Genomic DNA, 24,324 nt, shown 5'->3' on the forward strand with positions numbered 1-24,324 from the left:
GCGTTTACCTTTCAATATGAATGCCGCTACTGCTTAGCCCTTCATCGCCGAGATCGGGATGAATTTCAGCTTCTTCAGCGAGCCGTTCTGGAATTTCTTGCTTTGTACGTATTCGATAAATTCCTTCGTAGCGCCAGTCGGCTGGCCTTTGGTCATGTAGTAACCATACGCCCAGATCTTGTACGAACCGTTAATTACGTTGTCTGTAGTAGCTTCAATACCGTTGAATTTCACGGCTTTGATATCGCCGCCGCTAACATACACGAGGTCGATGTAGCCGATAGAGTTAGGCGTAGTGGCTACGGCCGTCTTCATGTCGCCGCTTGATCCGGTTTCCTTGTAGTTCTTTTCTTTCTTCACGATATCGCCGCCGGCCAGTGCCTTAGCCTGGTAGTTGACGCGTGTGCCGGAGCCGAAAGAACGGGTGATGACTACGATATCGGCGTTAGAACCGCCAACATCCTTCCAGTTGGTGATTTTGCCGGAGAAAATGCCTTGCAGCTGCTCGGTGGTCAGGTTGTCTACACCGACGTTCTTGTTCACGATTGTGGCAAAAGGAATGACAGCCACTTTGTTGGCCACTTGGCCGTCAAAGGCTTTGAAGCCCGGTACGTCGATGCTCGCATCCCAGTCGCAGGCGCCGATGTCGGCGATGCCCTTCTTCACGGCCTGCGGCCCGGTTACGGAGCCTTTGCCGGAAGCGGCGATTTTTACTTTCGGATGCAGCTTCTGGAATTCCTTTGCAGCCTGCAGCGTCAGCGGCAGCAGCGCCGTCGAACCGTTGATGGTGATTTTGCCCTTAAGCGTATCAGCCGCGGAGGCTACCCCGGCAAAAGCGGTCGTTACCGCGAGAACGGCGGTCAAAGCCGTTACCGTAAATTTTTTGAAAACCTTCATTGTTGAATTCTCCTTCCGGCGGTTTACGCCGTTAATGTTGTGAATGCTTATTTCGTGATTTGTAGTGCCTTGCCGTTCTGGATCAGGAACACTTTGCCATCGCTGACGATTGCCAGCTTGCTGCCGTCATGGCTTACCGCTACCTCGGATACATCCTCAGCTGTGCGGTACAGCTCTGTTGCGGTACCTGCAGGAGTAACGGAGTAAATCACAGTGCTGCCGTCCGCAGTCAATCCGGATACGACGAGCCCGCCGGTAACCGGCGCTGCCCAGTTCGCTTCGGCATTCAGAGCAATAGTGGAAGCCGTGCCGTCAGCGGCAATCGACTTCAGGACATTGGCTGCCGAGCCTTCCGGATCAGCGCTCAGGTAGACGACACCGCTGCCCAGAATCTCAGGATACAGCTTGTTATCAAGCGAGGTGGTCAGTGCGGCCGGCTTGGCATCTTTGACGGTCAGATCCAGCTTGTACAGCTGCTCTCCCGCTTTGCTGAAGTCCACGGTCAAGGAATCTTCCGTGCTGTCGGCATCGTTCTTGGCCACACCGGTAACGTTAACGATGTACACGATGCTCTTCTGATCGGCGGCTACGCGCAGTTCGGATTTGTTCTCGACTTTGTCGGCCAGGACACTGGAAATCGCACCGGTTTCTACGTTTACTTTAGCGATTTTCTCCTGCTTGTCGCCCTGGACGAAGTAGATGTTCTTGCCGTCCGTTGACCAGACCAGATCCGTCTTCACGGTGGTATCGCTGCCGAGCGCTTTGATCGCCCCGCTGTTCAGGTTGATCAATTGAAGCTGGCCGTTCTCGTCACTGAATGCGCCCCACTGCTGGTCGGCGGAAACGGCGAAGCCAGGTGCACTGTCGTCGGAAGAGAATAATTCGTAATTGCCGGGAATACTGTCAAATTTATAGAGCAGTGCGGCTTCAGCATCGCTCTTCGAAGCAATCAGGCTGCCGCCGGCATTCCAGCTAAGGGTATCGAACTGTCCTTCCGGCCGGGCAAAGCTGAGAATGGTTCCTGCCGTGCTGTCCAGCTCGCCGCCAAGTGCGGTAACCAGCTTCGTCAGCTCCACATAAACCTTGTCGTTATGAATGACAGGAACCGCGGTAAATTGCAGGGATTCCCCGTCTACCACATAGCTGGTTTGGCCTGTCCGAATTTGTACATTATGTAGGCCCTTGCTGTCGTTCAGTTCGTAACCGTTAGCGCCTGCCACCACCTTGGCGCCGAGTTCTCCGGCAACCTGGCTGAGCGAGTACAACTTATATCCGCTGCTGTCAATGGTACTGAGCGTGACCGGAGCACCGTTAATCGTCCATGTCGCCGAGCCCACTTTCACCGCAGTTTTGACAGCGGCAGCGCTGACCGTGCTCTCTGCAGCCAAAATACTGCCCGCTCCCCCCGTTACAAGAAGTGCACTGGCTACAGCCGCACTGAACCATTTACTTTTCATCAATTCGATTCACCCTTTTCGTATAGGTAACTGCTACTGTTATTTTCATCCACGAATGTGAAATCTGTTGCGGAGGAATGTTATGGAAATATTAAGTAAAACAAAAGACCGCCTCCAAAATACCCGGAGGTCGGCCCTAAAGTAAATTCCATGTTAAACTTGCCTTAAAATTGAACTAATCGCACAGCATACCTGTCAATTCTCCATCCAGGTGACAATAATTTCGGCATCCCCCGGCTGGACAGCGGAGCTGCTGCCAATGATGGAGTAGGAGTAGTTGCCGGATACTTTGCCGCGAATCAGGAGATTATCCGGCTCTACGATCAAGGTGCCGTGCTCCAATTGCTTCTCGCCGATATATTTCTGATATGTACTGCCCAGCAGGGTCATGCTCTCCGTGGTCTCATAGATCAGCATCGCAGATTTCTTCCCGTCTACCAGCTTCGCTTCCGTAAAAGTAATGCCCGCCTCAAGCGGTATCGGCAGATCCTTCGGGAGATACGGAGCCTCCGTACTCACAGATTCCGGCAAGGTACTGAAATGGGATACGCCTGCCTCCTTGGCGGCTGTACTGCAGGCACTAAGCGATGCCGTTATTAATACCAGAGGAATAAGACTTCCTAAGCGAACAGCCATCAATGAACCTCCTTCAATGAATGAAATCAGGTAACCGAGCGATACACAGCTACCCTTAATTAACCCAATACTTCCCAGCGCAATCAATTATGTAAAATTTAAAATATTCTTCGGCGAACAATTTCATTTACAACATAGTCTGGCGGCACTATTATAATGAGTGAGCGCTCACTCATACTCTGAAAGAAGCGAGGAGATTGGCATGAACGTGGTTCATCCTGTGCTATCCGTCCGCCATGTCGGCAAGGCTTTTGGGAAAAAAGAGGTGCTTCGCGATATCAGCCTTCAGGTGGAGGGTGCGGAAACTTTTGGCATCCTTGGGCCTTCCGGCTCGGGCAAGACGACTCTTGTGAAGCTGCTGGCCGGCATTGATGAAGCAACTACCGGCGAGGTCCGGGTGCTCGGAACAACAATGCCCAAGCTGTCCGTGCTGCAAAAAATCGGCTATATGGCCCAGTCCGATGCACTGTACAGCGAATTAACCGCCAAAGAAAATCTGGAGTTCTTCGCCGCGCTGTATGGTCTGAAGGACGGCAACCGTACACGCCGGATCGGCGACGTCATGGAGCTTGTGGACCTGCAGGAGCATCTGAACAAACGGGTGGACCAGTATTCCGGCGGAATGAAACGGCGCCTCTCCCTCGCTATCGCCCTGCTGCACGAGCCGCCGCTGCTGCTGCTTGACGAGCCCACGGTCGGCATTGATCCGCTGCTGCGCCAGGCGATCTGGACGGAGCTTAAAGGCTTGAACCGCAAGGGCACGACGATCGTACTGACGACCCATGTCATGGATGAAGCCGGGAAATGCGACCGTCTGGCAATGATCCGGGAAGGCCGGCTTCTGGCGGTAGACACCCCCGCAGGAGTGCTAAAGGCTGCCGGTGCAGCTTCCTTAGAGGAAGCATTCCTGTATTACGGAGGTGCCCGCCCATGAGAATCCGTGCAATTGCCCTGCGAATCCTCCGGCAATTCATTCATGACAAGCGGACCATGGCCCTGATGTTCATAGCACCGCTGCTGGTACTCAGTCTGATGAACCTCGTCTTTAATGGCGATAAATATACACCGAAGCTGGGGCTGGAGAAGAGTATGGTGCTGTACGCAGACAGGCTTGCCAGCCTGGATGTGGATATTACTACATACTCAGATGCCGCCGAAGGAGACGCAGCGCTCCGTAGCGGTGAGATTGACGCCTTCATCAAGCTGGAAGCTGCTGGCCCCAAGGTCATCCTGGAAGGCAGCAATCCGGCCGCCAATCAGGCGGTGCTGGTGGTGCTGCAGGACCTGTTCTCGCAGCCGGAACCGGCTGAGGCTGCCGGCGGACTTCAAGACGCGCCGGTTAGACCCGAGATCAGTTATTTGTACGGCGCGGAAGAGATGAAGACCATTGACCGATACGGCCCGATCATGATCGGGGTGTTCGTGTTCTTCTTCGTCTTTCTGATCGCCGGCGTCTCCCTCCTGCGTGAACGGACCAGCGGCACTTTGGAGCGGCTGCTCTCCACTCCGCTGCAGCGCCGGGAAATTGTACTGGGTTATGTGCTGGGCTTCGGACTCTTCACAGTGCTGCAGGCGCTGCTCATCTCCTGGTTCTCCATCAAGGTACTGGGCATCATGATGGCCGGCAGCTTCATGTATGTTCTGCTGATTACCCTGCTGATGGCGCTGACGGCGCTTACCTTGGGAACCCTGCTCTCCGCCTTCGCCGCCAATGAACTGCAAATGATCCAGTTCATCCCGCTGGTCATCGTGCCGCAAATTTTTCTCAGCGGGCTGTTCCCGCTCGATACACTTCCGCTCTGGCTGCAGCGGCTTGGTCTGTTGACCCCGATCTACTACGGCTCCGAGGCGCTGATGGACATTATGATCCGGGGCAAGGGCTGGAGCGCAATCTCGCTGAATGTGATGATCCTCCTGGGCTTCTCTCTCTTGTTCATGGCGCTGAACGTCCTCGCTCTCCGCAAGCACCGCCGAATGTAACTTGGACTGCGCCTATGGTAAACTAACAAAAAGCCCGTACTTGTGGAGGTTCTGTTGACATGGAGAAGACTGGCACCGCCGGAGGGCCGGAGCAAGAAGAATGGATGAAGGAACTGCTCGATCTGGGCCGGGAGGAAGAGATGACGCCAAGGCAGCTTGCCATCGTGCAGGCGGCGATCGAGATTTTTGCCGAAAAAGGATATTCTGCCGCTTCAACCAGCGAAATCGCCCGCAAAGCGGGGGTGGCGGAGGGCACGATCTTCCGTTACTACAAAACAAAAAAAGACCTGCTGCTCTCGATTGTAGGCGGAACGATGAGCCGCATGGTCGCTCCGTTTGTGATGCGCAAATTTGGCGGCGTGCTGGATGAGCCGGGAAGCAGCTATGAGGAGTTTCTGCGGGCTTTCATGCATAACCGGCTGGATTTCTCCAAGGAGCATTTCAATATCCTGCGCATTCTGCTTCAGGAGATACCGTTTCAGCCCGTGCTGCGGGAGCAGTTTATGGAGAATGTGACAAGTAAGGTGCTGGAGCGCGTCACGTCCATTACGGAGCATTTTAAAGCCAAGGGCGAAATCAGGGCCGTTCCCACCCCGCCGCTGCTGCGGTTCACCATTTCCTCGATTATCGGCTTTTTGCTGACACGCCTGCTCTTTATGCCTGACCACGACTGGAATGATGAACAGGAAATCGAATGGTTGATAGACTTTATTCTGCATGGTATCGGCGAGCCGCAAAGCGATCAGTCCTGAGGCTTGATAGAAGCTTACACACGGCAAGAACTCCAGAAAGCTATCCTGCGGCATAAGCCTGAGGATGGCTTTTTGGGCTGCCGTTTGCCTCGCTTCAGATGCCGATCCGAATTCGCAGCCTACAGATCTTATTTTGGCAAAAAAAACCGACGGGCAAGAAGCGCTGCTTTGGACTTTGAAGCGCACATCTGTTCTGATATGATAAAGACATTGAGCGTGGTTACGGATGGTTGACGAGGATATAACCAGGGATTACGGATCGTCGGCCAAGTTTAGGCGGATAAGGAAGTGAGCGTATAGTGGGTTATCATGTACCCGAACGGGTGATCCGGCTGCTGTGCGGCCGGGAGGCCTACGAGCAAGGGTTGGCTTATTATATATCAGGTAAGGTTCAGCTGATCTACGCAGAGCATAACGAGAAGCTGGAGTATTCCAAATACCGGGCCGAGATTACCGGCCTTGAGGTCTGCGAGGTGGCGCTTGCGGTGGACAGCGACGGTGATGTCAGCGGAGATTGCACCTGTCCGGCTTATGTTCACGGAGGCGCGTTCTGCAAGCATATCGCCGGAGGTCTGGTCGGCATCCTTCATGCCGATGATGTCCGGAAGGCGGAGGACCGGGAACGGCCCGCATCCGGCGTCTCCGGTCCGGGCTCCGCTGCCGCAAGGTCGGCTGCCGGCAGCAGCCAACTGGTAAGCAGCATGCTGGAGATATTCGGAGGTACCCGGCAGCGGCCCAGCGGCACGGGAACTTATATGGATTCCAGAACTCCCCTACAAGTTGAATTCACCGTAAGACCGGTATCCTTCGCCCGCGGCCGCCAAATGCTCGGCGTGGAATTGAAGGCGGGGGAACAGCGGCTGTACGTTGTCCGGAAGATCCGGGCTTTTCTGGGAGCTGTTCAGCGCGGGGATTGCTTTGTATTCAGCGAGCATTTCAGCTATGACCCGGCGCGGCACAGCTTTGGCAAGGAGGATGACAGCGCCCTGAAGCTGCTGCTGGAGGTTCTGGACAATGAACAGGTGTACCGGGAAGCGCAGCCTGCTAACGGCGCGGGCATGTTGGGAACGGAGCGTCTCCTGCCCATCCCGCCGTTCTTCTGGGAGCGGCTGCTCCCGGCATTGTCCGCGGTATCCGCCGCTTCTATGCAGCTGGATGGAACGGCAATAACCGGTCTTCACCCTGCAGCGGAATATCCCCCGCTCAGCTTCCATTTCAATGAGGCCGAGGGCGAGGGGTACCTGCTGGAAATTCAGGGCTTGTCCAAAATCACGGTGCTGGAGGATTACGGACTGCTGGCCGCGGAAGGAAAGCTGCTGCGGCTGCCGGAGACGGATGTCCGCCGCCTGGCGGGACTGAAGCAGATGCTGGCCGGTTCCCGCAAGGATGAGCTCATTATTGCCCCTGAGCAAATGGAATCCTTCATGGAAGGTGTGCTGCCGGGCCTGAAGCGGCTGGGCCGGATTGAGATCGCTGAGCGGATCTTCGGCCGGATTGTGCAATCGCCGCTGCGGGCACGCCTCTATCTGGACCGGATCAGGGACAGGCTGCTGGCCGGACTGGAATTCCAGTACGGCGATGTGGTGCTCAATCCGCTCGACCAAAGAACCTATGAACGGGGCGAACAGGTGATCCTTGTGCGCGACGGCGCTGTCGAGCGGCGGATTCTGGAGCTGATGGAGCATCAGGCGTTCGTTCAGACGGAGAGCGGATACGTCATGAGCGACGAAGAGGGCGAATTCGATTTCCTGCACCACACCATTCCACAGCTGGAGCCGCTGCTGGAGGTCTATGCCACCTCGGCGGTCAAGAGCAGGCTATATACAGGGAATGCCCTGCCTATAGCGAAGCTGAGCTGGAATGAAAAGACAGACTGGCTGGAATTTCAGTTCACCATGGCGGGCATTCCTGAATCCGAGGTAGTGTCGGTACTGAAATCGCTGCAGGAAAAGCGCAGGTATTACCGTCTCCCTGACGGGGCGCTGCTGCCGCTGGAAGGCGAGGAGTTGCAGGAGGTCATCCGGCTGATGAATGAGCTGGGCGTCCACGCCGGCGACCTGACTCCCGGCACCGGGTATCCCTTGCCGCTGCTGCGCGCCCTGCAGCTCAAGGCGGAGGATTACAAGGGCGGTGCGGTTGCCCTCGGCCGGTCGTTCCGGCGCTTGCTGGCCAATATGGAGAATCCGGAGAATCTTGATTTTCCGCTGCCGGAGTCCCTGGCTCCGGTACTGCGGGATTATCAGCAATACGGCTATCAATGGCTGAAGACGCTGGCCCATTACCGCTTCGGGGGCATTCTCGCCGATGATATGGGGCTGGGGAAGACGCTGCAGAGCATCGCCTTCCTGCTATCCGAGCTGGAGGACATCCGGACAAGCGGAAGGCCCGCGCTGATTGTAGCTCCCGCTTCCCTCCTCTATAACTGGCATAACGAGCTGCGCAAATTCGCCCCCGGCATAAGCACCGCCATCGCCGACGGCAACGTTACGCAGCGAAGCCGGACGATCCGCAATACAGCGGCCCATGATGTGATTATCACTTCCTATCCGCTGCTGCGCAGGGATATCGGGCTATATGCCAAGCGCCATTTTCACACCCTGATCCTGGATGAGGCGCAGATGATCAAGAACCATGAGACGCAGACCGCCCAAGCGGTCACGCTGCTGCAGGCAAGCTACCGGTTTGCGCTCACCGGAACTCCGGTGGAGAATGCGCTCGAGGATTTGTGGTCGATCTTCAATGTGGTGATGCCGGGCCTGTTCCCGGGCAAGAAGGAATTCCACGATCTACCCCGGGAAACGGTTGCCAAGCGGGCCAAGCCCTTCCTGCTGCGCCGCCTCAAAAGCGATGTGCTGAAGGAGCTTCCCGACAAAATCGAATCCGTGCAGGCCTCCGAGCTGCTCCCCGAGCAGAAAAAACTCTATGTAGCCTACCTCGTCAGACTGCGGAAGGAAGCGCTGAAGCATCTGGACGACGGCAGCTTCGGACATGCGCGGATCAAGGTGCTGGCCGGCCTGACCCGGCTGCGTCAGCTGTGCTGCCATCCGGCGCTCTTCCTGGACGACTACGCCGGCGGCTCGGGCAAATTCGCGCAGCTGCTGGAGATCATTGAGGAATGCCGCAGCTCCGGCAAACGGATGCTGGTGTTCTCACAGTTCACCGGTATGCTGGACCTGATTGGCCGCGAGCTGGGAATGCTGGGCATCCCGTTCTTCTATCTCGATGGTGATACACCTTCCCCCGAGCGCGTGGAGCGCTGCAACCGGTTCAATGAAGGGGAGCGCGATCTGTTTCTGATCTCTCTGAAAGCGGGCGGCACCGGACTGAATCTGACCGGAGCGGACACCGTCATTCTATACGATCTCTGGTGGAATCCGGCCGTCGAACAGCAAGCCGCAGACCGGGCACACCGGATCGGGCAGAAGAAGGTCGTACAGGTCATCCGCCTGGTGGCCCAGGGAACGGTTGAGGATAAAATGGTCGAGCTGCAGCAGAAGAAAAAGCAGCTGATCGACGAAGTGATCAAGCCGGGCAATGAAAGCCTGTCCTCTTTCAGCGAGCAGGATATCCGGGAGATTCTGATGCTCTGAGCCAAGATAGAAATCGTCCTGCTGCAAATGATACAAACAAGGGACCGGCACATCCGATGCGCCGGTCCCTTTTGTGTGAAGTTATTTCGTTCTTTGATCCGGTTCTCCGGCTTAAGCGATAGTAAGACCCGCGCTGGCATATCCCGCTACCGTGGTAGCCACATCCAGGCCGGCGGTTACCGAAGCCGAGAACACCATCAGGAGACGTGTTCCGGCGGTCACCGGAATGCTCAGCCCGCTGGTAAGGCCACTGCTGATCGTGCCGAGTGCAATAGCGCCAGTGAGCGGCGGCGCCAATGTTACAAGTGCGCCGGGCACAGCGGTAAATGTGTTATTCGGCGTGGTGGACTGGAACAATTGGGCGGTAAGGGTTACCGTGGAGCCTACCAGGGCGATTGCTGCTGTCGTACTGAAATAGGCGGCGAGTGAAGTAATGGTACCCGCCCGCGGCACCGAGAAAGCGAAGTTCAGCAAGGTGCCAGCCGCGCCGGTAAGATCGATCGTACCGCCGGCGACGGAAATTCCGGCAACGTTATTGCCGAAGCCGACCAGGCCGGAGGTGTTAAGCAATCCGCCCAGCACCGTGGTTAGTGTTGTCGGAAGCCCGGATGCATAAGGGATAATGGCTCCTGAGCCAGTGGCTCCTGTTGCACCGGTTACGCCTGCTACACCGGTGGCTCCTGTCGCACCGGTCACGCCTGCTACGCCGGTGGCTCCCGTTGCCCCGGTCACGCCTGCTACACCAGTGGCTCCCGTCGCGCCGGTCACGCCTGCTACACCGGTGGCTCCCGTCGCCCCGGTCACGCCTGCTACGCCGGTGGCTCCTGTCGCACCGGTTACGCCTGCTGCGCCGGTGGCTCCCGTTGCGCCGGTTACGCCTGCTACACCGGTGACTCCTGTCGCGCCGGTCAAGCCTGCTACGCCGGTGGCTCCTGTCGCACCGGTTACGCCTGCTACGCCGGTGGCTCCCGTTGCGCCGGTCACGCCTGCTACACCAGTGGCTCCCGTTGCGCCGGTTACGCCTGCTACACCGGTAGCTCCCGTCGCGCCTGTCACGCCTGCTACGCCGGTGGCTCCCGTTGCGCCGGTCAAGCCTGCTACACCGGTGGCTCCTGTCGCACCGGTTACACCTGCTACGCCGGTGGCTCCCGTCGCACCGGTTACGCCTGCTACGCCGGTGGCTCCCGTTGCGCCGGTAGCGCCGCCTCCCGGACCTGTCGGACCGGTTGCCCCTGCAGGTCCGGTAGCACCTGTGGCACCGGTAACCCCCAGTACGGTTTCGCCGAGCAGTTCGGCGGAAACCAGCCGATGGGCGGTGACCAGGGCGCCGGTGCTGCTTTTTCCCCATAAGGAAATTTGAACAGGATCATCGTTGTCTCCCGAGGTTAGAAACAGAAACTCAAACGCATCCAAATCGGCAAAATAGCTGGCTGTAATCACCTGATTCGGATTGACATTCAAAAATTCGCTGACATACAGGTTACGTACTCCGCCGCTTAAGTAATACCCTTGCACTGATACAGACGAAGCAACGGAGTTGCTGCGGTTATCAATCCGGATGGTAACCTGCTGAGTGGGTCTGACTCCGCCGACCATGTTGTTTTCAATTGGACCTGTCGATAGGAAACTCATGAATGCAACTCTCCTTATCTAACCGTTTTAAGTTAAATGCCTTCCGGTTCTGCAAATATATGCTCATGCGTGACGATGCGGTGGGCTGTAGTCAGCTCTCCGGTGTTTTGCTTGCCCCATACAGAGATTCCGAGCAATTGATCATCTGTCTCGCCCGTATTGAACACAAACTCAAAGCCGTTCAAGTCGGCATAATAATTACGGAGAAGCGATTCATTCGGGGCAAGATTCACAGTCTCACTGACATACACTGTTCTTGTTCCATTCAGCACATAACCCTGAATAACCACCGATATTGCTTCTACTGCGGCCCGGGATACCAGTCTTACAGTGACCACTTGTGTCGGTCTGACTCCGGCGACTGGATTATTCTCAATGGGGCCGGTCGAAATGATGGACATCCCTTTCCTCCTCCTTCCTGCTGTTGCTTCAGAACATCTGAAACTCTGATTCTAGCGCGACCTATATTGAATCGCACAATTTCATCATATTCTCCGGTGCAGCCAGCGGTGTGGACAGAAGACAGAACGTTCGTTAAATCTGCAAGCGCACACTAAAATTCACTTTCGACCTAGAGCAGAGACCTCCATGATTGGCTCTGCTAGATTCACAGAAAGCTACTGCCCTATTGATTTCTGCGGCAAATTCGTTATACTGGAAAAAATTGATCCACATTCGATGAACGGGAGAGTAACGATCCTGAGCCTAGTCTGCAGCGAGCCGGAACAGTGAAAGCCGGTACAGGACAGGTTGTGAAGCGCACCCGGGAGATGGACTTCTGAACCTTTACTGTAGGAAGTCCCGGCTAAGGACCGTTATTCCCGTCGAGCGGCCGGATGCACATCCGGCAACGAGAGTGGTACCGCGAGCGCTAAAGGCCCTCGTCTCTTTTGAGACGGGGGCCTTTTTGTCATATTTTTAGAGGAGGAGTCTTTCATGGTAAGCCAGCTTATTGTCACAGCCCTGCAGCAAAGTGTGCAGCAAGTATTTCAGCATTTGGGAGCAAACATTGACACTTCCCCCGCTATTGCCCTTGAACAACCCGCCAATCCCGAGTTCGGGGATTATTCGAGCAATATTGCGATGCAGCTCGCCAAGGTACTCCGCAAAGCGCCGTCCGTTATTGCTGAGCTCATCGCAGCGGAATTTCGCCGGCAGGAGGCTGTGCGCGATCTGGTCGACCGGATCGATATCGCAGCCCCGGGGTTCATTAACTTGTATATAAACTGGCCCGAGTGGGTAGCCCATACTTCGGAGACAGCCCGTTCTTATGAGCTTCCGGCAACTCCTGGGCAAAAAGTAGTCGTCGAGCACACGAGTGTGAACCCCAACAAATCTATGCACATCGGGCATCTGCGTAATTCCTGTATCGGGGACACACTGGTCCGCCTACTCCGCAAAACCGGCTATGAGGTGGAAGTGCACAATTACGTGGATGACCTCGGCAATCAGCTCGCCGATACGGTGGTGGGCTTGCTGAATGTTCCGCTTGCAGGGGAGCATGGGCGGTTTGGTGATTATTGCTGGGATATTTACGCCGGAGTCAACAGGCAGTACGCGCAGCAGCCCGAGACTGTCCAGAAGCGGACGGAGATTCTCCATGCGCTGGAGCAAGGGGGCAACAATACGGCTTGGCTGGGTCAACTGGTTGCCGAACGGATCGTCCGTGAGCATGTGGCAGAGATGCACGACTTCGGGATTGACTATGATCTGTTAGTATGGGAAAGCAGTATTGTAAGGGAAGGATTCTGGTCGGCGGCATTTGAGCTGCTGAAGAATACAGATGGCTTCGTGCAGGAGCAGGAAGGCAAGCTGGCTGGCTGCTGGATTCTGAAGCACACGGCCGGTGATCCGGCTGGCGAAGAGACTGAGGAGCATTTGAAGGATAAGGTGCTGGTACGTTCGAACGGCATTTTGACCTATACGGCCAAGGACATTGCTTACCATCTCTGGAAATTCGGTCTGCTGAGCAAGGATTTCGTGTACAGCGAGTTTCAAACGGGGCTGTGGACGACCGGCCTGAACGGCCAGAGCAAATCTTACGGCCATGCGGACAAAGTAATCAACGTGATCGACTACAGACAAGAATACCCGCAGGCTGTCGTCAAGCAAGCGCTGGAGTCATTAGGATATCATGCACAGGCAGAGCAGCTTCATCATGTCAGCTATGGTGTAGTTTCGCTCAGCCCGGCCTCCGCAGCAAGACTGGGGATGGATATCTCGGACGGCAAGAGCTCCTACGCCATGTCCGGCCGCCAGGGCATCGGCATCAAGGTTACGGAGCTGATCGGGTACATGGAGAAGACTATTGAGACTACCCGTTCTGACAAAAGCGGGCTCTCCAGCCGGGCGATCGCCATCGCCGCTATACGTTATTATCTGCTGCGGTTCAACCTGGGAACCGAGGTGATTTTTGACTTCGAGCAGGCTACAGAGATTTCCGGCAATACCGGTGTGTATCTTATGTACACGTATGCGCGTGCAGGCAGTGTGCTCGGCAAGTCCGGACTCCCGGCGGAAGACCTGGCAACACCTGTCCCCTTTCCGGAACAGCTTGAACCGGCTGAGCTGGCACTGCTGAGACAGCTCAGCATCTGGCACGACACCCTGCTCGCCGCCAGCCGCAGCCTGACCCCGAACACGCTGTGCAATTATGCCCATACGCTGGCTTCGCTGTTCAACAACTTCTACTCGGCTTGCCCGATTCTGAAGGGAGAGCAGACGACCGTCGCGTTCCGTCTCTGGCTCACCGGCAAATTCCAGGGCACCCTGGGCGAGGCGCTTGAGGTGCTCGGGCTGCCGCTGCCGGAGCGGATGTAGGAATCTGGAGCGCTGTTGTTTGGACGAAGAGCTTCGTGCTGCTGTATGATAATCGGCAGCGTATTACCTAATTTGTCCGCATGGACTGTATAGGCTGGGACCCTTCAGAGCTTCGCGACAAGCTGGAGCCGATAATTGCATTCTATACAACTAAATGCACTGTAAAAGAGCATAAATTTACTTTAGTTGCATTTCCTGCATTTAAAATCGTCAAAAACCCTATATTCGGGGAAAAACATTAAAAATAATTGTACAGAATACAGTTATCCTCTGCTTTCCGAAAAAGTGCCGCCAGATAGTTGTACCAAATACAACTATCACCCTGGCTGGAATCCCCCATACGCAAAACAGCCTTCCCATCGGTGCGGCTGTCTTTACCTCCCAGAGGAAAGGGATACAGCCCTCCGGGCTGATTGCGATGCCCTTTCTTACGATGCGGATGCTCCAACTAACCTCCGGGGCTTCTCCCCCTGTACGCAAAACAGCCTTCCCATCGGTGCGGCTGTCTTTACGTCCCAGAAGAAAGGGATACAGCCCTCCGGGCTGATTGCGATGCCCTTCCTTACGATGCGGATGCTCCAACGAACCTCCGGGGCTTCTCCCCCTGTACGCAAAACAGCCCTCCCGAAGGAAGGCTGTCTTTACGTCCCAGAAGGGATACAGCCCCTCCGGGCTGATTGCGATGCGGTTCCTTACGATGCCAATGCTCCAACGAACCTCCGGGGCTTCTCCCCCTGTACGCAAAACAGCCTTCCCGAAGGAAGGCTGTCTTTACGTCCCAGAAGGGATTCGAACCCCCGACCGTGCGCTTAGAAGGCGCATGCTCTATCCGGCTGAGCTACTGGGACACGAGTGAAATTGAAACCCTTTTAAAGCATATGTATTAAAGCAACGTTATTTATTATAACGTATTCAGCAGATTTTTCAAGAATATCGTGCAAAAAACCTCAGAACCTTGTCTGCTTGAGGCACCGATCCGGTACAGGCCAGTTATCCGCATCCCCGCAGACCGCCTCCGGCGGCGGAATGAAACAGCAGCCTGCGCTGCCCTTTGCTTGTGTTATGCCGCCGGATATACAAGCAGTGAACGCGGATCAGGGATAAGCCGTGAAATGGCGCTCCAGCTCTTTTTTCAAATTACCGAACATAAGCAGCTCACGCTGGAATTTGGATCGCTCATCCTCCGGTGTCATAATCTCGCTGCCTGTAAACGCACTGAATGTCACATCCTCGAACGCTTGATGTAAATTATTGTCGAACCAATCGGTATCCAGAGACGCATCATTTGTCAAAATGCGCACGATCTCAAATCCGTCCTCCCGCCGGTCCTCTACAATGTAAACCAACAGGGCGGAATCGCCCACTGCTCCCGGAAGCACCCCCACCTCTGCGCAAGGCGCACCGTCGTATTCGGTCATCCGGCGGATTTTGGCATCTTTAATGTAATACATCCCATTATCCCTCCTTGGCAAATTTTCCTCTACCCTAGTGTTCGGATAAGGACATACATTTTATCCCTTCCTTCGGCATATATCTGTATTACTTGGCAAAAAAGAAAGGACAACAATCGCACCAAAAGAGAGGATGAACCATCATGTGCGGAATAACCGGATTTATCCAGTGGCGCGGCGATCTTACCCAGCACTCGCAGCTGCTTGTGAAGATGACTGAAACCCTGCAAAACCGCGGACCGGATGCGACCGGAACCTGGATCTCAGGCCCCTGTGCTTTCGGTCACCGCCGGCTCAGCGTGATTGACCCCGAGAACGGCGCACAGCCCATGATCGCCCGCCATGACGACCATGTTTACGCGATTGTGTATAACGGCGAACTGTATAACGCCCCGGAGCTGAAAATCGAGCTTAAACAGCGGGGGCATCGTTTTGTCACCGAATGTGATACGGAAGTGCTGCTGCATGCTTATATGGAATGGGGACCGGATTGCACGGAGAAGCTGAATGGTATCTTTGCTTTTGCCGTGTGGGACGGCCGGCATGAGCAGGTCTTTCTGGCCCGCGACCGCCTGGGCGTCAAGCCATTGTTCTACAGCCGCGTGGATGATGTATTTGTCTTCGGCTCGGAGCCGAAGGCCCTGCTGCAGCATCCCAAAGTACAGCCCAAGGTAGGACCAGAAGGGCTGGCGGAAATCTTCATTATCGGTCCGGCCCGCACTCCGGGACAGGGTGTATACAAAGATATATTCGAGCTTCGTCCCGGTCATGCCATGATTTATAGCCGGGAAGGCATCCGCAGCTATGCCTATTGGGAGCTGGAGAGCTATGAGCACACCGACAATGTGGAACAAACGGCGGCCAGAGTGCGCGAATTGCTGCAGGACACCCTGGAGCGCCAGCTCGTCTCGGATGTTCCGGTCTGCTCGCTGCTGTCAGGGGGCCTTGACTCCAGTGCACTGACTGCACTAGCCGTCAATTACTATAACCGGACCGGCCAAGGCCGGGTCGATACTTATTCTGTCGATTATGTCGACAACGACAAGCACTTCAAAAGCCATTCCTTCCAGCCCGGCGCCGACGGCCCCTGGATCAAGCGGATGGTGGATGAGCTGCAAACGAACCATCATTATGTTGCTTTTGATACTCCCGAGCTTGTTGCTGCGCTCGATAACGCGCTCTACTCCCGCGATTTGCCGGGGATGACCGATGTGGATTCCTCGCTGTATTTATTCTGCCGTGAGATCAAGAAGAATGCGACGGTGGCCATCTCCGGCGAAGCGGCCGATGAAATCTTCGGCGGTTACCCCTGGTTCCACCGTGAAGAGGCACTGTCCTCCGGCACCTTCCCATGGTCAGTCGCTCCCAAGATGCGCGCCGGACTGCTGTCGCCGGAAGTTCAGGAATGGATCCGTCCTCTGGAGTATCTTGGGGACCGGTACAGCGACGCTGTGGCCGAGGTGCCTAAGCTGGCCGGCGAGACTTCCAAGCAGGCGCAGATGCGCGTAATGTCTTATCTTAATATCACCCGCTTTATGCCGACGCTGCTGGACCGCAAGGACCGGATGAGCATGGGCGTCGGGCTTGAGGTACGGGTACCGTATTGCGACCACCGGCTGGTGCAGTATGTGTTCAATATTCCCTGGGAAATCAAGACGACGGGCGACCGCGAAAAAGGTATCCTGCGCAAAGCGCTCGAAGGCATTCTCCCGGATGACGTATTGTATCGCAAAAAAAGCCCGTATCCCAAGACGCATAACCCGGCTTATCTGGATGCCGTGCGTTCGCAGATGCTTAGCATTCTGGATGATTCATCATCGCCGATTCTGGAGTTCATTAACGCCGCCAAAATCCGCGAAATCGCCGCCAGCCCGGAATCCTCCAGCAACCTGCCCTGGTTCGGCCAGCTGATGTCCGGTCCGCAGCTGTTCGCTTATCTTGCCCAAGTTGACCTTTGGCTGCGCAAATACAACGTATCAATCGGTTAAAAGAATATCTTGCGCCAACACAGACAGACCACAGCTATTGTTGTCCGTCTGGCTGGCTCAGGCTGAAAGCAGTATCGAGGCAGCCACTTTGGCCTCTCACCAGGCGAAGTTCAAAGCTGCAACAAGCCAGTCACGGCAGCATTACCAGGGGAGAAGAATGCTGGGGGCACGGGGGGCACGGGGGGCACGGGGAGTCCTTTAGACTGCCGAAACCGCCAATCCCAGTCCTGCGACGCAATAAGAAGCTTACAAACAGCAAACAAGCAAGCCCCGTTTACAGGGCTTGCTTGTGATGTGCTCATCGGCGCCTAGAAATTGAAGTTATCCGGGTCCGGACCGAACCGGTGGTTCTGGTTCAGGTCTTCGATCGCCTTCACATCTTCGTCGCTCAGCGTGAAGTCGAAGAAGCCGGCGTTCTCCTTGATCCGTTCGGCACGCACCGACTTTGGAATTGTAATGACGCCCTGCTGCAGATCCCAGCGCAGCACAATCTGCGCCGGCGTGCGGCCGTATTTCTGCGCCAGCTCCTGAATCAGCGGCACATCGAGATTGCCGTGCATCAGCGGACTCCAGGCTTCGAGCTGGATGTCATGCTGGCGCGCGAACTTCAGCAGCTCACGCTGGGTCAGCAGTGGATGGAACTCCACCTGGTTGACCGCCGGCACAACACCGGTATCATCCATAATGTCCTGCAGATGATGCGGCTGAAAGTTGCTGACGCCAATGGACTTGACCAGCCCTTCCTTCTGCAGATGGACAAGCGCCTTCCACGATTCACGGTACTTGCCCGCTACCGGCCAGTGGATCAAATACAGGTCAACCACGTCGAGACCCAGCTTCTTGCGGCTGACCTCGAATGCCTTGAGCGCGGATTCATAGCCTTGGTCCGCATTCCACAGCTTGGTCGTGATAAACAGCTCTTCGCGGGGCACGCCGCATTCACGGACAGCCTGTCCCACGCCTTCTTCATTATGGTATCCCGCTGCCGTATCGATGCTGCGGTAGCCGATCTCGACCGCCGCCTTGATGGCGTTCACTACCTCCGCGCCTTCTTTAGCCTGCCATACGCCAAGTCCGAGCCAAGGCATGGTGGCGCCGTCGTTCAGTGTCGGTCCGCCAGTAAATGGTCCGCTATATTCCGTCATTGTTAACCCTCCAAGCAAAGTTGTTGTATTCGACATTCTTCCATAACCGCAAAAAAGACAATGGAATCAGCTATGCGTAAATCAGTATAGCAGATCACCGCACCCGGACCAAAACGGCGCCGTCTCCCATAACCGGAAGACGGCGCCGTTGCCATACACTCTTACTCTTCGATTAACTTGAAGTCGTCGAAGCGGAATTCCGGCGAGACGATACAGGAGACCAGCACCGGCTCATCGCCGAGCGGCCGTGCCGCCTGCCATACACCGGAAGGAACCACTGCCTGCGGGCTCTGGCCTGCGGCAATATCCGGTCCCAGAATAACCTCGGTTACATTCTCCGGCTGATCGCCGCTGCCGCCGAAGCTCAGCGCGATCGGGCTGCCCGAATGCCACAGCCAGATCTCGTCAGAGAGCACGGTGTGCCATGCCGATTCTTCACCGGGATGTAGCAGGAAATAAATCGAGGAAGCTGAGGCCCGGGAACCGGAATAACGGCTTCCCAGCGTCTCCTGCGGAATTTCAAAGGATGAGGCCCATAGTCTCTTGTACCATCCGCCTTCCACATGCTGCTCCAGGCCAAGCAGCTCGACCAGCGGAGAAATTTGTTTGTCCGTCATGCGATCTTCTCCTTTAAATGTGTTGCCTTTACTTTAAAGGAAGCCGACGCAATTGTAAATGTGATCAGGACTGCTTACCCGCTTTGCCATCCTTGAACACCTCGGCGATGGCGCCAAGGCTGCCGAGCGCTTCGACGGCGCTGGACGGCAGGAATACCTTGTTGGCCGGACCCTTTGCGATATCGGTCAACGCTTCAAAGGACTGGTACGCCAGCACCCGCTCATCCAGACCAGCATTCGCAATCAGTGTGATCCGCGCCTGCTCCGCTTCGGCTACCGCCTGAATTGCTTTGGCCTGCCCGAGCGCTTCCAGCTCCTGCGCCTGCCGCAGACCTTCCGCCTCGCGGATGCGCGCTTCCTTATCCCCTTCAGCCTTCAGGATCTTGCTCTGCTTATCCCCTTCGGCCCGCAGTATCATATCCTGCTTGGCAGCCTCTGCTTCCAGGACAATCGCGCGCTTGCTCCGCTCGGCCTTCATCTGCTTATCCATCGCTTCCTGAATGTCGAGCGGCGGCTTGATGTCGATAACTTCTACGCGCTCGATGCGCACGCCCCACTTCTCGGTCGCTTCATCCAGGGCGAGCCGGATGTCGGCGGAGATCTTTTCCCGGCCGGACAGGGTTTCATCCAGCTCCAGCTTACCGATAATCTGCCGCATGGTGGCCGTCGAAATGTTGCGAACCCCGTATACATAATCGGAAATTCCGTAGGTCGCTTCTTCCGGACCAACCACCTGATAGAAGATAATCGTGTCGATCTGCACCTGCACGTTATCCTTGGTAATCACCGTCTGCGGCGGCACATTGGCCTGCTGAATCCGCAGATCATGGTACGTCCGGACCTGGTCGATTACCGGAATCAGTACATTCAGACCCGGTGTCAGCAGCCGGTGGAATTTACCGAGACGCTCCACTACGCCGACCCGCTGCTGCGGTACGATCTTGATCGTGAGCGCAATAAATACGACAACCACTGCCACAATAACTCCTACAATTACCCATTGCATCAGTAACCATCCCCCCATCTTTCCACTTCAATTATTGTATTGCCTCTGCGGATGACCATAACTGCTTCATCCTTGCCCAGCGCCTGCGCCGAAGTAGCACTCCAGGTATCTCCGCCGACCTTCACTTGCCCGTAACGTCCGGGCACGATCGCTTCTACTACGATGCCCTGCCTGCCGACGATCTCGACACCCGTATCCCGGAATCCCCGTGAGCCGCGGAGCTTTGCCGCAAGAGGCTTGGTGAATACGGTAAGCACCAGTGCGACCGCGGAGCCAACAACGACTTGAAGAATAATGGCGTCCGGGAACAGAAACGAAACCAAAGCCGCAGCCACTGAACCGATACACAGCCACAATAAATAAAAAGTAAGCGCAAACATCTCAACTACCAGCAGTATCCCCGCTGCGATCAGCCAAAGAATCCAACCTTCCAAGGTGAACCCACCACCTTTCGCTATATATCCATTATAACGAACGAACGGCGACATGCGTTGCATTTTTTTAATGGAAGCCGTTTTCCCGATGTATAGCCATTATATTGCATCCTATGGAAGCTTATGAAGTCCTGCAGGCCTATTTCGTGCAAAACTCCACAAATTTTCCACAAAGCTGGCTTAATAAAGGAGAGTAATCCATTGTTTTTAGTATGATAATGAATTTATGATCATTATAACTGGATAAATTGGCACATGCATACAGATCATACACTTTCGGAGGGAGTTGAACAGAGTTATGAGTATATTTGAAGCAGCAGAAAATGTGGTCCCGGCGGGTGAGCTGCACTTTCTGGGGAATACCATTTGCGCGCTGCGCGATGCGTTCCGCAGTTCATTTGAGGCGTCGACCCGGGAGTATGAGGCAGGGGGAGGTACACCGCTGAACAGCTATTTACCGGAAAAATGCAGCGGCGACGCTTATGCCGGCGTATGGCAGGCCGGGCACATCGATGCCTTCCCTGCAGCCGTAACCGGCTTCGGGCTGGGAAGCTTTTTTCACAAACCGTTTCTGGATACGCTTGTAGCGGCAGGCCATTTCAAGTCCATCCCGCTCGGGGAGACGCCTTATTTCGAGAGCGCCCAGCTTAAAGACCCTCAAGATGCATTCACGATTTATGGTGTGTATCCTTATGTGCTGCTGGTGGACCACCGCTATCTCGGTGAGCTTCCCGTACCCCGCAGTTGGAGCGATCTGCTCCGTCCGGAGTATAACGATCAGATTATCGCCGTCGGCTCCTCGAACAAAATATCGGAGCTGCTTCTGCTGACGCTCTACAAGCAATATGGAGAAGACGGCATTATCAAGCTTGCAGATAATATTAAGGACGGCTGGCATGGCCGGGTAATGGTCAAGACGGTGGAGTCTGCAGAGGTGAGTCCGGAGGGGGCTGCAATTTATGTGATCCCTTGGCTGTTCGCACAAGCCTGCAAGGATCTGGAGCATGTATCGGTCATCTGGCCGGAGGACGGGGCGCTGGTCAATCCACTTCTGATGCTCGCGCAAAAGGAGCGGCTGAACGAGATTCAGCCGATCACGGATTTTGTCACTGGTAAAAGCCTGGCACAGCAGGCGACCGAGCGGCATTTCATCATGCTGCATCCGGAGGTAGACCCGGGTCTGCCTGCCGGTGCGGGCTTTAACTGGCTGGGCTGGGATTTCATCCGCAGCCATGATCTTGAGAGCCTGAAGACGGAGGTCCAGGAAGTCTTCCAGGGTCACTGGAAATATGCCGGCCTGAAAAACAGCGGGGGCTGCTGACGCTTCAGGGCGCACAGCGGGCAGACACGTAGCGGACAGGCGCGCATCGGGGGCACTCAGCAGCACGCCAAGCGCCCGGGCGCATAAAACAAGCTTGCAGAGAACAGGCGTTGCCTGCTCTGCAAGCTTTTTTGCGCTGCTGCGGAAGCTTACAGCAGCTTCCAGAGTGCCGGCGTTGTCGCCGGCTCCCAGCCGGCCAGCGAGGTATGCGCCTGCTGGCAGATGTACCGCAAGCCGCTGTAAGCGACAACGTCACCGGCCTTGTAGGCGACGCCCGCTGCCCAGGCCGCTGCTCCTGCGGTCGCTGTTGGCGACACGCTGGCCGTCGGTGTCGGCACTGTGGTGGGGGTTGCCGTCGGGGCTACGGTAGCCGTAGGCGCCAGGGTTGGCGCCACAGTCGGGGACGGCGTCACCGTCGCACCTGGCGTGGCCGTGCCGCCGCAAGGCCCGATTACCTTCCACGGGCCGAAGGCTCCGCTCTGGTCAGGGCGGTCACCCTGCGTCCACCATTTGGCCTCGTAGATGATGCCGCTATAAGAGGCCTGCTGGCCTTGCGTATAAACAGCTGCGGCGCTCCAGGCAGCAACCGTACACTGGCCGGGCGTTGGCGTTGGAGTCGCCGTCGGCGTTACTGTAGCTGTCGGCTTGACGGTCGCGGTTGGTGTCGGCGTTGGTGTGGCGCTCGGCGTCGGGGTCGGTGTGCCCCCTCCGTACAGCTTATCATACTCGCCCTGCGAGGAACTGCCGTTCAGCGTAATCCGCTGCGGACCGCCGGAGAAGTTCAGCTTCATCATGCCCTGCAGCTCCAGTGTCCCTCCGCTGGCAATGCTCTGCGAAGCGGTGCCTGTTACCCGGTAACGGTTAAAATCCCAGGCGGAGGCGATTTGCTCTACGGCACCCGCTCCCCAGACCGAAGTTAAGGTTACCGTAGTCGGCAGATCAAACTCCAGCTTCCAGCCGCCGGGAATTGCCGACCCGGTGTTATTGGATATTTTGAGCGTATAGGTATAATTCGGATGATCGTAGGTGCCGCTGAACGCAACGTCGAAATTGGCCGGAGGGGGCAGCTGCGGCTTGGCCGGACCGCCGGGAGCCGAAGCCGACTTCAACTGCTCGTAAGCATAACTTGTCAGTGAGCTGCCGTAGGTGTAGGTGCCATCCGCCTGCTGCGAATAATCGCCGGTCAGCTCCCAGAACATCATACCGCCGAGCCCTTTTTCCTTGATGTAAGCCAGCTTATAGCCGAGCGACTCCTGATCCTCATAGGTCAGGAACACCTTTTGGGCCGCGTTGTAGAGATAAGGCGTCTTGGTCACGGGATCGAAATACCGCTGATTGGCCGGATTCTTCAGCAGATTCAGAATATGCCAGATCGGATTGGCACCGGCGGGCTGCTCCGGCGCAGGATCGTTCCAGATGCCGAAGTCGCCGTCTGCTCCTCCGCCCGCAGTGGCCGCCGAGCCGTAAAGCCCCGTGTTATTGACACCGCCGTTCACATTCTTCCAGCCGCGCGAGTAATACGGAACTCCGATGACAATCTTCTCGGGAGGCAGCGTGCCCAGATAGTAGCGGACCGCCCAATCCGTATTCAGCACCGGCGTGCCGAGCGCTGCAGTCTCGGTATCCCGGGCATCGGGATAGAGCGCGGAATGCGGGCCGACATAGCCGTTCCAGGCACCGTGGAAATCGTAGGTCATCAGATTAGCCCAGTCAAGGTACTGGTTCGCTTCGCCCAGCTTCATTCCTCCGAGTATCCATGAGGAGGCTGTGGCGGCGACGGTCAAATCATATTTCTGGTTATCCTGCGCGCCGGCCAGATCCAGCTTCTCCCGCAGCTTCTTCAGCAGCAGCACGTAGTTATCGTAGTTCACGTCGCGCAGCGGCTCCGCCGCTCCAAAGTCATTCGGGTTCCCGGATTGGGCCGTCCCCGATGGATACTCCCAGTCAATATCTACACCGTTGAACTGGTAGGTGCGCAGGAAGCTCACTACGCTGTTCGAAAACGTTTCCCGGCCAGCCTCGGTGTTGGCCATGGTATAGAACCCGCCCGAAGCGGACCAGCCGCCGACCGAGATCAGCGTGCGCACATCCGGGTACAGCCGCTTGTATTTGACGAGCTGATTGAAATGCCCCTTGAACGGCACATCGGTCAGCTGGCCGGGATAATCCTTCTCGACGGCTGCGGTGCGGTCCAGGAAATCAATCTGGTTCTGGGCGTTCACCTTGGCAAAAGCGTAATTGATGTGGGTAATTTTGCCCCACGGGATTTTGTCCACGGTATAGTAGCCTTTGTTAGCCTGATCCCCCCATTCGGGAAAATAGGCAATGATCTTGCGCGGATGGTCGGCAGCCGGTGCAGGCGCTTCAGGCGTAGTTCCGGCGGCAAAGGCTTGCTCTGCCGTCCGGCCCGGCCAAGCCGCATAAATCGGCAGCAGCAGCAGGACAGCGAGGGCAGCAGCAAGAAAGCGGGCAGCTCGGGGCCGCCTGGCATGGTTGGGCTTCTTCATAAATCCCCCTCCAGTTTCAGCTGGTATTCCAGGGCCTAAGCGCTCCGCATGACGCAGGTCATTCCGGCAAGGAGAACCTGCAAACTGCCGC

18 protein-coding genes, 1 tRNA gene and 1 other annotated feature are annotated in these 24,324 nt (G+C 56.2%); of the genes, 7 read left to right on the forward strand and 12 right to left on the reverse strand.

The features are described from left to right. Positions 1-33: 33 nt before the first annotated feature. The 3 genes from F1379_RS11195 to F1379_RS11205 all read right to left on the reverse strand — a co-directional run bounded on the left by F1379_RS11195 (position 34) and on the right by F1379_RS11205 (position 2,990). Positions 34-897, reverse strand: a complete 864-nt coding sequence (locus tag F1379_RS11195) for a phosphate ABC transporter substrate-binding protein (RefSeq protein WP_150269481.1) — start codon at positions 895-897, stop codon at positions 34-36. A gap of 47 nt (positions 898-944) precedes the next feature. After that, positions 945-2,354, reverse strand: a complete 1,410-nt coding sequence (locus F1379_RS11200) for a TolB family protein (RefSeq protein WP_150269485.1) — start codon at positions 2,352-2,354, stop codon at positions 945-947. A 195-nt stretch (positions 2,355-2,549) separates the two neighbouring features. After that, the gene (locus F1379_RS11205) at positions 2,550-2,990 is read right to left on the reverse strand and encodes a hypothetical protein (protein ID WP_150269487.1); all 441 of its coding nucleotides are present in this window, start codon (positions 2,988-2,990) and stop codon (positions 2,550-2,552) included. Positions 2,991-3,192: 202 nt separating this feature from the next. Between F1379_RS11205 and F1379_RS11210 the strand changes: the two genes are divergently transcribed. From F1379_RS11210 to F1379_RS11225, 4 genes are all read left to right on the forward strand, one after another. After that, entirely contained in the window at positions 3,193-3,924 is a 732-nt protein-coding gene (locus tag F1379_RS11210) for an ABC transporter ATP-binding protein (protein ID WP_150269489.1), read from the forward strand. After that, positions 3,921-4,970 (forward strand): ABC transporter permease, encoded by a 1,050-nt coding sequence (locus tag F1379_RS11215; protein WP_150269491.1) that lies wholly within the window; start codon positions 3,921-3,923, stop codon positions 4,968-4,970. Before F1379_RS11210 ends, F1379_RS11215 begins: the two co-directional genes overlap by 4 nt. A gap of 59 nt (positions 4,971-5,029) precedes the next feature. Continuing rightward, complete coding sequence (locus F1379_RS11220; RefSeq protein ID WP_150269493.1) at positions 5,030-5,722, forward strand: TetR/AcrR family transcriptional regulator; 693 nt, start codon at positions 5,030-5,032, stop codon at positions 5,720-5,722. A gap of 299 nt (positions 5,723-6,021) precedes the next feature. Next, positions 6,022-9,312, forward strand: a complete 3,291-nt coding sequence (locus F1379_RS11225) for a DEAD/DEAH box helicase (RefSeq protein ID WP_203457084.1) — start codon at positions 6,022-6,024, stop codon at positions 9,310-9,312. 111 nt (positions 9,313-9,423) lie between these two features. Here F1379_RS11225 and F1379_RS11230 read toward each other — a convergent pair whose 3' ends face one another. Both F1379_RS11230 and F1379_RS11235 read right to left on the reverse strand, forming a co-directional pair. Further along, positions 9,424-10,944, reverse strand: coding sequence for an exosporium glycoprotein BclB-related protein (locus tag F1379_RS11230; protein WP_150269498.1), 1,521 nt, complete (start codon positions 10,942-10,944; stop codon positions 9,424-9,426). 32 nt (positions 10,945-10,976) lie between these two features. Beyond that, positions 10,977-11,345 carry a hypothetical protein gene (locus F1379_RS11235; protein ID WP_150269500.1) on the reverse strand — a complete coding sequence of 123 codons (369 nt, stop codon included), beginning with the start codon at positions 11,343-11,345 and terminating at the stop codon, positions 10,977-10,979. 268 nt (positions 11,346-11,613) lie between these two features. Then, positions 11,614-11,836: a binding site (T-box leader), on the forward strand. 44 nt (positions 11,837-11,880) lie between these two features. Between F1379_RS11235 and F1379_RS11240 the strand changes: the two genes are divergently transcribed. Then, positions 11,881-13,764 (forward strand): arginine--tRNA ligase, encoded by a 1,884-nt coding sequence (locus F1379_RS11240; protein WP_150269502.1) that lies wholly within the window; start codon positions 11,881-11,883, stop codon positions 13,762-13,764. A gap of 774 nt (positions 13,765-14,538) precedes the next feature. On the opposite strand, the gene F1379_RS11245 is transcribed toward F1379_RS11240, so the two are convergent. Then, a tRNA-Arg gene (locus tag F1379_RS11245) sits at positions 14,539-14,612 on the reverse strand. Positions 14,613-14,858: 246 nt separating this feature from the next. Then, complete coding sequence (locus tag F1379_RS11250; RefSeq protein WP_150269504.1) at positions 14,859-15,215, reverse strand: hypothetical protein; 357 nt, start codon at positions 15,213-15,215, stop codon at positions 14,859-14,861. 143 nt (positions 15,216-15,358) lie between these two features. Between F1379_RS11250 and asnB the strand changes: the two genes are divergently transcribed. Then, complete coding sequence (gene asnB / locus F1379_RS11255) at positions 15,359-17,203, forward strand: asparagine synthase (glutamine-hydrolyzing) (RefSeq protein WP_150269506.1); 1,845 nt, start codon at positions 15,359-15,361, stop codon at positions 17,201-17,203. Positions 17,204-17,511: 308 nt separating this feature from the next. Here asnB and F1379_RS11260 read toward each other — a convergent pair whose 3' ends face one another. From F1379_RS11260 to F1379_RS11275, 4 genes are all read right to left on the reverse strand, one after another. Further along, positions 17,512-18,348 carry an aldo/keto reductase gene (locus tag F1379_RS11260; RefSeq protein ID WP_150269508.1) on the reverse strand — a complete coding sequence of 279 codons (837 nt, stop codon included), beginning with the start codon at positions 18,346-18,348 and terminating at the stop codon, positions 17,512-17,514. A gap of 161 nt (positions 18,349-18,509) precedes the next feature. Continuing rightward, on the reverse strand, positions 18,510-18,965 hold the full coding sequence (locus F1379_RS11265) for a cupin domain-containing protein (protein ID WP_150269511.1): 456 nt from the start codon (positions 18,963-18,965) through the stop codon (positions 18,510-18,512). A gap of 64 nt (positions 18,966-19,029) precedes the next feature. Continuing rightward, positions 19,030-19,971: an SPFH domain-containing protein gene (locus tag F1379_RS11270; protein WP_150269513.1), complete on the reverse strand. Its 942-nt coding sequence runs from the start codon at positions 19,969-19,971 to the stop codon at positions 19,030-19,032. Continuing rightward, positions 19,971-20,405, reverse strand: a complete 435-nt coding sequence (locus tag F1379_RS11275; RefSeq protein ID WP_150269516.1) for an NfeD family protein — start codon at positions 20,403-20,405, stop codon at positions 19,971-19,973. The genes F1379_RS11270 and F1379_RS11275 overlap by 1 nt, the downstream gene beginning before the upstream one ends. Before the next feature lie 298 nt (positions 20,406-20,703). Between F1379_RS11275 and F1379_RS11280 the strand changes: the two genes are divergently transcribed. Beyond that, the gene (locus F1379_RS11280; RefSeq protein WP_150269518.1) at positions 20,704-21,726 is read left to right on the forward strand and encodes an ABC transporter substrate-binding protein; all 1,023 of its coding nucleotides are present in this window, start codon (positions 20,704-20,706) and stop codon (positions 21,724-21,726) included. Between the two features lie 149 nt (positions 21,727-21,875). On the opposite strand, the gene F1379_RS11285 is transcribed toward F1379_RS11280, so the two are convergent. After that, entirely contained in the window at positions 21,876-24,233 is a 2,358-nt protein-coding gene (locus tag F1379_RS11285; RefSeq protein WP_150269520.1) for a glycosyl hydrolase family 18 protein, read from the reverse strand. Positions 24,234-24,324: the final 91 nt, after the last annotated feature.

Source organism: Paenibacillus tepidiphilus (assembly GCF_008635795.1).
In the GTDB taxonomy this organism is placed as follows: domain Bacteria; phylum Bacillota; class Bacilli; order Paenibacillales; family Paenibacillaceae; genus Paenibacillus_AQ; species Paenibacillus_AQ tepidiphilus.